Origin of the sequence: Pseudomonas sp. PSB11 (assembly GCF_014596605.1) — a bacterium.
GTDB lineage: Bacteria > Pseudomonadota > Gammaproteobacteria > Pseudomonadales > Pseudomonadaceae > Aquipseudomonas > Aquipseudomonas umsongensis.
On the sequence record NZ_NOIO01000009.1, the window covers coordinates 16,677 to 27,675 of the forward strand.

Sequence of the window (10,999 nt, forward strand, 5' to 3'; positions counted from 1 at the left end):
AAAATCATTAATTGAGCAGGGTTCCAGAGCCACCAGGCAACGCTTTGCCATCATTTGAAAGCGCCGCAGGCCGCGGCCTCGACATCCGGGAGTAGCGCGGTCTGATTTGATCTGGTAAGTTCGCCCGCTTGCAGCCGCAGGGCCGGCAGGTGCCGGTGATGGAGCAATCCTGCGCAGATGGATTACAAGAGTAGAGGCGGTCTATTTCATGTCCACCCAAGCAAAGCAACAAGCGAATCAGGCGATCAGCGGCTTCGAGCCCTATGTTCAGAAAGCTGGCGAAGAGTACATGGGCGAGCCCATGCGCAAACACTTCACCAAGGTTCTGAATCAGTGGAAAAAAGAGCTGATGGAAGGTGTCGACAAGACTGTGGACCACATGAAGGACGAAGCGGCCAACTTCCCTGACCCGGCAGACCGTGCCAGCCAGGAAGAAGAGTTCGCTCTCGAGCTTCGAGCCCGCGATCGTGAGCGCAAGTTGATCAAGAAGATCGACAAGACGCTTCAGTTGATCGAAGACGAAGAGTACGGCTGGTGTGAATCCTGCGGCATCGAGATCGGCGTCAAGCGTCTTGAAGCACGCCCTACCGCTGACCTGTGCATCGACTGCAAGACGCTGGCGGAAATCAAGGAAAAGCAAGTCGGCAAATAATTGCGGCTTGAACGAAGAACGGAGCGTGCGAACGCTCCGTTTTTGTTTCTGACGTATGCTTCGACAGGAAACCTGTGGGAGCGAGCCTGCTCGCGAAGGGGCGTTCAGGCCCAATATTGATGCAGGCTGACACTCAGCTTTCGCGAGCAGGCTCGCTCCCACATGGGACTTGCGCACGACCGGACAACGTAATATTGCATTCATGACCGCCATCACCTCCCCCACCTACATCGGCCGCTTCGCCCCCACGCCCAGTGGTCACCTGCACTTCGGCTCGCTGGTTGCTGCATTGGCCTCGTACCTCGACGCGCGCTCGGTGGGTGGGCGCTGGCTGATGCGCATGGAAGATCTCGACCCGCCCCGCGAAGAGCCCGGCGCCCAGGCCGCGATCCTCAAGGCACTGGAGAGCTATGGTTTCGAATGGGATGGCCAGATGGTGCGCCAGAGCGACCGTCACGATGCCTATGCCCAAGTGCTCGATCGCCTGTTCAGCCAGGGCCTGGCCTACGCCTGTACCTGCTCGCGCAAACAACTGGAGCCGTTCCACGGCATCTATCCGGGGTTGTGCCGCAATGCCGGACACGGCACCGAAGATGCCGCCATTCGCATTCGCGTCCCCGAACTTGATTACCACTTCATTGATCGGGTGCAGGGGGAGTTTCACCAGCATCTGGGCCGGGATGTCGGTGATTTCGTGATTCGCCGGCGCGACGGGCTCTATGCTTATCAACTGGCGGTGGTGCTGGACGATGCCTGGCAAGGCATCACCGACATCGTGCGCGGTGCCGACCTGCTCGATTCCACGCCGCGCCAGCTCTACCTGCAGGAGCTTCTCGGCCTGCGCCAGCCGCGTTACTTGCACATCCCGCTGATAACCCAGCCCGATGGCAACAAACTCGGCAAGTCCTACCGTTCGCCGCCGCTCACCGCAGATCAGGCTACGCCGTTGTTGTTGCGAGCCTTGCGCGCCCTGGGACAAAAACCCGGCGCCGAACTGGCCTACGCCACGCCACGGGAAGTGCTGGATTGGGGCATTGCCCACTGGGATGCCCGGTTGATCCCGCGCACACTGAGCCTGCCCGAGGCGCAGCTACAGTGATCGTGCTTGCAGTGGCGCGCCCATCCGTTACCATCGCCGCACGTTTTCGGGCACGGGCATAAAAAAGAGAGGCCGGGATGTACATCTATCGCTTGGTCCTGCTCCTGGTAGTGGGGATTTATCTGTTTTCCCCAGCCATCATGGATTGGTGGATCGACGCCACTGGCGCCTGGTATCGCCCTTATCTGCTCTGGCTGATCCTGATCGTCGTGACCTTCATCCTGCAGAGCCAAAAAGATGCCGATGAGCTTTAGCCTGACCCAGATGATCCTGATCAGCGCCGCGTACCTGGCGGTGCTGTTCGGCGTAGCCTGGGTCAGCGAACGGGGCATGATCCCGCGGGCGATCATTCGCCACCCGCTGACGTACACCCTGTCCCTGGGGGTCTACGCCAGTGCCTGGGCATTTTATGGCACCGTGGGCCTGGCCTATCAGTATGGCTACGGCTTCCTGTCCAGCTACCTGGGTGTTTCCGGCGCGTTTCTGCTGGCGCCGGTGTTGCTGTATCCAATCCTGAAGATCACCCGAACCTATCAGCTGTCATCCCTGGCCGATCTGTTCGCCTTCCGCTTTCGCAGCACCTGGGCCGGCGCGCTGACCACGATTTTCATGCTGGTCGGGGTATTGCCCCTGCTGGCGCTGCAGATCCAGGCGGTCGCCGACTCCATCGGCATCCTCACCCGCGAGCCGGTACAACATCGCGTGGCGCTGAGTTTCTGCGCACTGATCACGCTGTTCACGATTTTCTTCGGCTCCCGGCACATCGCCACCCGGGAAAAACATGAAGGCCTGGTGTTCGCGATAGCCTTCGAGTCGGTGATCAAGCTGATCGCCCTCGGCGGCGTCGGCCTCTATGCGCTGTATGGCGTATTCGACGGCCCGCAACAACTGGAGTTGTGGCTGCTGCAAAACCAGACCGCCCTGGCCGCGCTGCACACGCCACTGCAGGAAGGCCCTTGGCGCACGCTGTTGCTGGTGTTCTTCGCTTCGGCGATCGTCATGCCGCACATGTACCACATGACCTTCACTGAAAACCTCAATCCGCGCTCGCTGGTCAGCGCGAGCTGGGGCTTGCCGCTGTTCCTGCTGCTGATGAGCCTGGCCGTGCCGCTGATTCTCTGGGCCGGCCTGAAACTCGGCGCCACCACCAACCCGGAATATTTCACCCTGGGCATCGGTATCGCGGCCAACAGCAAGGCCCTGGCACTGCTGGCCTATGTCGGCGGCCTGTCCGCTGCCAGCGGCCTGATCATCGTGACCACCCTGGCCCTATCGGGCATGGCCCTGAACCACCTGGTGCTGCCGCTGTACCAGCCGCCGGCCGAAGGTAACATCTACCGCTGGTTGAAGTGGACCCGTCGCGCCCTGATCGTCGCCATCATCATGGCCGGCTACGGTTTCTACCTGCTGCTGGGTGCGGAGCAGGACCTGGCCAACCTCGGCATCGTCGCCTTCGTGGCCACGCTGCAGTTCCTCCCGGGCGTGCTGTCGGTCCTGTATTGGCCGACTGCCAACCGTCGCGGCTTCATCGCCGGGCTGCTGGCGGGGATCTTGGTGTGGCTGGTGACCATGTTGCTACCGCTGGTCGGCAACCTGCAGGGCTTCTACATACCGTTGTTGAACATGATCTACGTGCTCGACGACACCAGTTGGCACATGGCCGCGATCGCCTCCCTGGCCGCCAACGTCCTGATGTTCACCCTGATTTCGCTGTTCACCAATGCCAGCACCGAAGAGGCCAGTGCCGCCGAAGCCTGCGCGGTGGACAACGTGCGCCGCCCGCAACGCCGGGAGTTGCACGCCGCCTCGCCCCAGGAATTCGCCACTCAGCTGGCCAAACCGCTGGGAGCCAAGGCCGCGCAGAAGGAAGTCGAACAAGCCCTGCGCGATCTCTACCTGCCCTTCGACGAGCGCCGCCCGTACGCCTTGCGCCGTTTGCGCGACCGGATCGAAGCCAACCTGTCGGGCTTGATGGGACCCAGCGTGGCCCAGGACATGGTCGAGACGTTCCTGCCCTACAAGGCCGGCGGCGAAAATTATGTCACCGAGGACATCCACTTCATCGAAAGCCGCCTCGAGGATTACCATTCGCGCCTGACCGGCCTGGCCGCCGAACTCGATGCCCTGCGCCGCTATCACCGCCAGACCCTGCAGGAATTGCCGATGGGCGTCTGCTCGCTGGCCAAGGACCAGGAAATCCTCATGTGGAACAAAGCCATGGAGGAGTTGACCGGGATCGCCGCACAGCGCGTGGTCGGTTCGCGCCTGAGCACCATTGCCGATCCGTGGAAAGAACTGCTGCAAGGCTTCATCAATGTACCGGATGAGCACTTGCACAAACAGCACCTGGCCCTTGATGGCCAGACCCGCTGGCTGAACCTGCACAAGGCGGCGATCGACGAACCCCTCGCACCGGGCAACAGTGGCCTGGTGCTGCTGGTGGAAGACCTCACCGAAACCCAGATGCTCGAAGACAAACTGGTGCACTCCGAGCGCCTGGCCAGCATCGGTCGCCTGGCCGCGGGCGTGGCCCATGAAATCGGCAACCCGATCACCGGTATCGCCTGCCTGGCGCAGAACCTGCGCGAAGAGCGCGAGGAAGACGGCGAACTCAAGGAAATCAGCGGGCAGATCCTCGAACAGACCAAGCGCGTCTCGCGCATCGTCCAGTCTCTGATGAGTTTCGCCCATGCCGGCAGCCACCAGCACAGCGACGAGCCCGTCTGTCTGGCGGAAGTGGCCCAGGACGCCATCGGCCTGCTGGCCCTGAACCGGCGCAATTTCGAAGTGCAGTTCTATAACCTGTGCGATCCCGATCACTGGGTCGAAGGCGATCCGCAGCGGCTCGCCCAGGTATTGATCAACCTGCTCTCAAACGCCCGCGACGCCTCGCCTCCCGGCAGCGCGGTGCGGGTCAAGAGCGAAGCCGGCGAACACACGGTCGACTTGATCGTGGAAGACGAAGGCAGCGGCATTCCATCGAGCATCATGGATCGATTGTTCGAACCCTTCTTCACCACCAAGGACCCGGGTGAAGGTACCGGCCTGGGCCTTGCACTGGTCTATTCCATCGTTGAAGAGCATTATGGACAAATCACCATCGACAGCCCGGCTGATGTTCAGAGCCAACGCGGCACCCGTATCCGGGTGACCTTACCGCGTCATGTCGAAGCGACGTCCGCTGTGAACTGAGACCGTCGAGAGTATCGAATCAATGCCGCACATTTTGATCGTCGAAGACGAAACCATTATCCGCTCCGCCTTGCGCCGCCTGCTGGAACGCAACCAGTACCAGGTCAGCGAAGCCGGTTCAGTGCAGGAAGCACAAGAACGCTTCACCATTAACACGTTCGACCTGATCGTCAGTGACCTGCGCCTGCCGGGCGCGCCGGGTACCGAATTGATCAAGCTTGGCCAGGGCACTCCGGTGCTGATCATGACCAGCTATGCCAGCCTGCGCTCGGCGGTGGATTCGATGAAAATGGGCGCGGTGGATTACATCGCCAAGCCTTTCGACCACGACGAAATGCTCCAGGCCGTTGCGCGCATCCTGCGTGACCGGCAAGCGGCGCAAGCCAGCGGCGAACCGGTCGTCGGCAAAGTCGCCAACGCTGTCGCCAAACCCGGTAGCGACAACAGTAACGGCGAAATCGGCATCATTGGCTCATGCCCACCGATGCAGGACCTGTATGGCAAGATCCGCAAAGTCGCACCGACGGATTCCAATGTGCTGATCCAGGGCGAGTCCGGCACCGGTAAAGAACTGGTGGCGCGCGCCCTGCACAACCTTTCCAGGCGGGCCAAGGCGCCGATGATTTCGGTGAACTGCGCGGCCATTCCGGAAAGCCTGATCGAGTCCGAACTGTTCGGCCACGAGAAAGGCGCATTCACTGGCGCCAGCGCTGGACGTGCCGGCCTTGTGGAAGCGGCGGACGGCGGCACCTTGTTCCTCGATGAGATCGGTGAGCTGCCACTGGAAGCCCAGGCGCGCCTGCTGCGCGTGCTACAGGAAGGTGAAATTCGCCGAGTGGGTTCGGTCCAGTCGCAGAAAGTCGATGTGCGCCTGATTGCTGCAACCCACCGCGATCTCAAGAGCCTGGCGAAGATCGGCCAGTTCCGTGAAGACCTGTATTACCGGCTTCACGTGATTGCCCTGAAACTGCCAGCCCTGCGCGAACGTGGCGCGGACGTCAATGAAATCGCCAACGCGTTCCTGGCGCGCCAAAGCGCACGAATCAACCGGACAGACCTGAAGTTCGCCCCGGACGCCGAGCAAGCCATTCGTCATTACTCGTGGCCAGGCAACGTTCGCGAGCTGGAAAACGCGGTCGAGCGTGCCGTCATCCTGTGCGAGAGCCCGGAAATTTCCGCCGAGCTGCTGGGCATCGACATTGAACTGAGCGACCTCGAAGACGACGAGTTCATCGGCCTGCCGCCGCAACAAGGTGGCAGCAACGCCGGCAACAACAATCACGAGCCGACCGAAGACCTGTCCCTGGAAGACTACTTCCAGCACTTCGTGCTCGAGCATCAGGATCACATGACCGAAACCGAACTGGCGCGCAAGCTCGGGGTCAGTCGCAAGTGCCTGTGGGAACGCCGTCAGCGCCTGGGCATCCCGCGGCGCAAGACTGGGGTACCAAGCGAGAGCTGAACCCCACCTGTCTCATGTGCGGGTAACACATGATTTTGTGAAAAAACTGTTACCTCAGGTTTTTCACGTAACAGAAGCCGGGGCTTACGGTAACGAAGCCCCGGTTTTTTTTGGCCCTTGTTGACCCCCTCGACGCACCTAACCCCTTGTTTTACTGGGGTTCGCAAAAGTTGGCACGCCCCCTGCTATATGTTTGGTACAAGAACAATAACAAGCAACGAACAACACAATAAAAATAAGACGAATCGACTCACGCACAATAAAAACAAGACGGCGAGAGGCGCAGCTAACTGATTCTTTTGGAGAGGCGTTGTATTTGGGGCTTGCCCCACGACCAGGCCGAGAACAACAAAAAACTGTCTTAAGACAGAGCCTGAACTGGTTGGATCGCAAGATCACTGCAGCACAGCGACCAAAGCAATCCGTTTGCTCTTGGCTCCCGATTGGGAGGGTCATGAAGGAAAGCTTCATGACAAGGGCACTCAACAAAAACAAGAAGCCCGAAACCAATAACAAAAACAGAGCATGCAACTACTTCTTGGGGAGCTTCGGCTCCCCTTGTGGTTTCTGCAATTTGGAAACCTGCCTACACCTCAAATCTGCTGTGTCCTACACCATCCCCCGACTAAATGCTAGAATCCCCGCCCATCATGCGGTCATTCTTCGTTTTGGCCGAACATTCCTTCAAACAGTGCATCCCATGCTGAAGAAGCTGTTCCAGTCATTCCGTACTCCCTTGCGTCGTACGCAACACATTCGCAGCACGCCTGAAGTGCTCAACAGCGGTCAACATTCGCTGCAAAAGGCGCAATTCAGCCGTTACGCGGTGAACATCGTCGAACGCCTGCAGGGCGCCGGGTACCAGGCCTATCTGGTCGGCGGCTGTGTGCGAGACATGCTGCTCGGCATCACGCCGAAAGACTTTGACGTCGCCACCAGTGCCACACCCGAACAGGTACGGGCAGAATTCCGTAATGCACGGATCATCGGCCGCCGGTTCAAACTGGTACACATCCACTTTGGCCGCGAAATCATCGAAGTCGCGACCTTCCGCGCCAATCACCCGCAAAACGACGAAGAGGAAGACACCAATCAATCCTCGCGCAACGAAAGCGGGCGCATCCTGCGCGATAACGTCTACGGGACCCTGGAAGAAGACGCGCAACGCCGCGACTTCACCATCAACGCCCTGTATTACGACCCGGTCAGCGAACGCATTCTCGATTACGCCAACGGCGTACACGACATTCGCAACCAACTGATCCGCTTGATTGGCGACCCCAAGCAGCGCTACCAGGAAGATCCGGTGCGGATGCTGCGGGCCGTGCGTTTTGCCGCCAAGCTCAATTTCGGCATCGAAAAACACAGCGCCACGCCTATCCGCGAGCTGGCCCCCATGCTGCGCGAGATCCCGTCAGCCCGCTTGTTCGAAGAAGTGCTCAAGCTGTTCCTGTCCGGTCACGCCGCTGACACCTTTGAAATGCTGGTCGATCTGCAATTGTTCGATCCACTGTTCCCGGCGAGCGCCGAGGCACTGGAATACAACCCGACCTATACCCATACGCTGATCAGCGAAGCCCTGATCAATACCGACCTGCGTATCAAGCAAAATAAACCGGTGACCCCGGCGTTCCTGTTTGCCGCCCTGCTCTGGCCTGCCCTGCCGGCACGCGTATTGCGCCTGCAGGACCGTGGCATGCCGCCCATTCCGGCGATGCAGGAAGCGGCTCACGAACTGATTGCCGAGCAGTGCCAGCGCATCGCGATCCCGAAACGCTTCACCATGCCGATCCGCGAGATCTGGGACATGCAGGAGCGCCTGCCACGGCGCAGCGGCAAACGTGCTGACCTGCTGCTGGACAATCCGCGATTCCGCGCCGGCTACGACTTCCTGCTACTACGCGAAAGCGCCGGCGAGCAGACCGATGGCCTGGGCGAATGGTGGACCGACTACCAGGACGCCAACGACAGTGAGCGGCGCGACATGATTCGCGACCTCAGTGGCAAGGACGACGGCGCCGGCGGCCCACGCAAACGTCGTCGCAGCGGCGGCGCCAAGCGCAAGCGCTCAGCAGACGCTTCGAGCACCACGGGCGAGTAATCCATGGAACGCATCTACATCGGCATGGGCAGCAACCTCGTTGACCCCGCCGAACAGCTGCGCAGCGCCACCCTGGCGCTGGCACAGTTGCCGCAATCGGAACTGGTCGGGGTTTCAGCCTTCTATCAAAGCGACTCGTTGCTCCCTGGCCAACCGCGTTACACCAACGCGGTTGCCGCTCTCGACAGCACGCTGTTACCGCTTGAATTGCTGGACGCCTTGCAATCCATTGAAAACGGCCAAGGCCGCGAGCGCCTTGAGCGCTGGGGGCCGCGCACCCTGGACCTCGACATCCTGCTGTTCGGTGACCGCCTGATTGACGAACCTCGCCTCAAAGTCCCGCATTACCATATGCAGGAGCGGGCCTTTGTGCTCTATCCATTGGCAGAATTGGCGCCTGTGGATCTGCGCCTGGCCGATGGCCGCAGCCTGGCAGAATTGCTCACGGCGTGCCCGTTCGTCGGCCTGGAACGCCTGCCGGCAGACTGAGTAGCCCCAAAAGATCGCAGCCTTCGGCAGCTCCTACAAGTCATCACCGTCCTGTAGGAGCTGCCGCAGGCTGCGATCTTTTGATGTTGGCGTTTGCTGAAACGCATCAGTCAACCCGGTAACACCCCACACGTAACAATGCGGTAACACACGCAATTGACTTCCCACGTTCTCCTCACGACTATAGGCGTCCCGCTGCCGCCATCACGGCATCAAGGGCGCAATCCAGGCCTTAAAAGCACGACAGAAGACCGTGCGCCTGTATTTAACGAAGAATCACGCGCGTTACTCGCAGTAGTTTCCACAGCGCCTGAATGAGGAACTTTTCATGCCAGCCATCACCCTGACCACTCTGCAAGGTCTCAAGCACAAAGGTGAAAAAATCACCATGCTGACCTGCTATGACGCAACCTTCGCCCATGCCTGCAACCAGGCCGGCGTCGAAGTGCTGCTGGTGGGCGACTCCCTCGGCATGGTTCTGCAAGGTCATGACAGCACCCTGCCGGTGACCACCGCCGAAATGGCTTACCACGTGGCGGCCGTCAAACGCGGTAACACCGACGCCTTGATCCTTGCCGACTTGCCCTTCATGGCCTACGCCACCACGGAACAGGCCATGACCAACAGCGCCCTGCTGATGCAGTCCGGCGCTCACATGATCAAGGTCGAAGGCGCATTGTGGTTGGCGGACTCGATCCGCCTGCTGGCGGAACGAGGCATTCCGGTCTGTGCCCACATGGGCCTGACCCCGCAATCGGTGAACATCCTCGGTGGCTACAAGGTCCAGGGTCGCAATGAAAACCAGGCGCGGCAGATGCGTGCCGATGCCATTGCCCTGGAACAGGCCGGCGCGGCGATGTTGCTGCTCGAGTGCGTGCCGAGCGAACTGGCCGCAGAAATCACCCAGGCCGTGAGCATTCCAGTCATCGGGATTGGCGCCGGCCACCACACCGACGGCCAGGTACTGGTGCTGCATGACATGCTGGGCTTGTCCATTACCGGTCGCGTGCCCAAGTTCGTGAAAAACTTCATGACCGGCCAAACCAGCATTCACGCCGCCTTGAGCGCCTATGTCAGCGAAGTCAAGGCGTCGACTTTCCCTGGCATCGAACATGGATTCTCTGCATGAACACCGTCAAAACCGTCCGCGAATTGCGGGCCGCCGTGGCCCGTGCCCGCGGTGAAGGCAAGCGCATCGGCTTTGTGCCAACCATGGGCAACCTGCACAGCGGTCATGTCGCGCTGATCACCAAGGCCACCCAACGGGTGGATTTCGTGGTCGCGAGCATTTTCGTCAACCCGTTGCAGTTCGGTGCCGGCGAAGACCTCGACAAATACCCGCGCACCCTCGCCGCCGACCAGGAAAAACTCCTTGAAGCCGGCTGCGACCTGCTGTTCGCGCCAACCGTTGAAGAGATGTACCCCGACGGCATGGCCGGACAGACCCGCGTCAGCGTCCCGCAACTTTCCGAAGGCCTGTGCGGCGCCAGCCGTCCAGGGCATTTCGAAGGTGTGGCAACGGTGGTCAGCAAGCTGTTCAACATGGTCCAGCCGGACCTGGCGATCTTCGGCCAGAAAGACTTCCAGCAACTGGCGGTCATTCGCGCGCTGGTGCATGACCTGAACATGCCGATCCAGATCATTGGCGAGCCAACGGTGCGGGCGGCGGATGGCCTGGCACTGTCATCGCGCAATGGCTTCCTCACCGAAGAGCAGCGCGCCGTGGCACCGGTGGTGTATCGCACGCTGAGCGAGATCGCCGAAGCGATCAGGCAGGGTGAGCGCGATTACCCGGCCCTGATCCGCGCCAAGCTGCAACAACTCGAAGCGGCGGGCCTGCGTCCCGATTATCTGGAAATTCGTCATGGTATGAGCCTGCGCCCGGCAACCCCTGAAGATCGCGACCTGGTGATCCTGGTGGCGGCGTTCCTGGGGACGACGCGCTTGATCGACAATTTGCACCTGAACCTCGACACCCCCGCCTGAAATTCCCCCCACAATTCC

General features: G+C 60.5%; 9 protein-coding genes. All 9 read left to right on the top strand.

Annotated features, from left to right (window positions below):
• The first annotated feature begins 208 nt into the window (after window positions 1-208).
• The 9 genes from dksA (at window position 209) to panC (ending at window position 10,981) form a co-directional block, all read left to right on the top strand.
• Window positions 209-652 carry an RNA polymerase-binding protein DksA gene (gene dksA / locus CGA21_RS13060; protein ID WP_008058386.1) on the top strand — a complete coding sequence of 148 codons (444 nt, stop codon included), beginning with the start codon at window positions 209-211 and terminating at the stop codon, window positions 650-652.
• 202 nt (window positions 653-854) lie between these two features.
• On the top strand, window positions 855-1,751 hold the full coding sequence (gene gluQRS, locus CGA21_RS13065) for a tRNA glutamyl-Q(34) synthetase GluQRS (protein ID WP_188264315.1): 897 nt from the start codon (window positions 855-857) through the stop codon (window positions 1,749-1,751).
• A gap of 77 nt (window positions 1,752-1,828) precedes the next feature.
• Entirely contained in the window at window positions 1,829-2,005 is a 177-nt protein-coding gene (locus CGA21_RS13070; protein ID WP_003176118.1) for a hypothetical protein, read from the top strand.
• Complete coding sequence (locus tag CGA21_RS13075; protein ID WP_162276369.1) at window positions 1,989-4,943, top strand: sensor histidine kinase; 2,955 nt, start codon at window positions 1,989-1,991, stop codon at window positions 4,941-4,943. The genes CGA21_RS13070 and CGA21_RS13075 overlap by 17 nt, the downstream gene beginning before the upstream one ends.
• 22 nt (window positions 4,944-4,965) lie before the next feature.
• Window positions 4,966-6,405, top strand: coding sequence for a sigma-54-dependent transcriptional regulator (locus CGA21_RS13080; RefSeq protein WP_110751125.1), 1,440 nt, complete (start codon window positions 4,966-4,968; stop codon window positions 6,403-6,405).
• Between the two features lie 700 nt (window positions 6,406-7,105).
• On the top strand, window positions 7,106-8,506 hold the full coding sequence (locus tag CGA21_RS13085) for a polynucleotide adenylyltransferase PcnB (RefSeq protein ID WP_110751123.1): 1,401 nt from the start codon (window positions 7,106-7,108) through the stop codon (window positions 8,504-8,506).
• A gap of 3 nt (window positions 8,507-8,509) precedes the next feature.
• Entirely contained in the window at window positions 8,510-8,995 is a 486-nt protein-coding gene (gene folK / locus CGA21_RS13090; protein WP_188264316.1) for a 2-amino-4-hydroxy-6-hydroxymethyldihydropteridine diphosphokinase, read from the top strand.
• A 328-nt stretch (window positions 8,996-9,323) separates the two neighbouring features.
• A complete protein-coding gene (gene panB, locus CGA21_RS13095) occupies window positions 9,324-10,124 on the top strand; it encodes a 3-methyl-2-oxobutanoate hydroxymethyltransferase (protein WP_188264317.1) in 801 nt (266 codons plus the stop codon).
• The gene (gene panC, locus CGA21_RS13100) at window positions 10,121-10,981 is read left to right on the top strand and encodes a pantoate--beta-alanine ligase (RefSeq protein WP_110751118.1); all 861 of its coding nucleotides are present in this window, start codon (window positions 10,121-10,123) and stop codon (window positions 10,979-10,981) included. Before panB ends, panC begins: the two co-directional genes overlap by 4 nt.
• The last annotated feature ends 18 nt before the right edge of the window (window positions 10,982-10,999 follow it).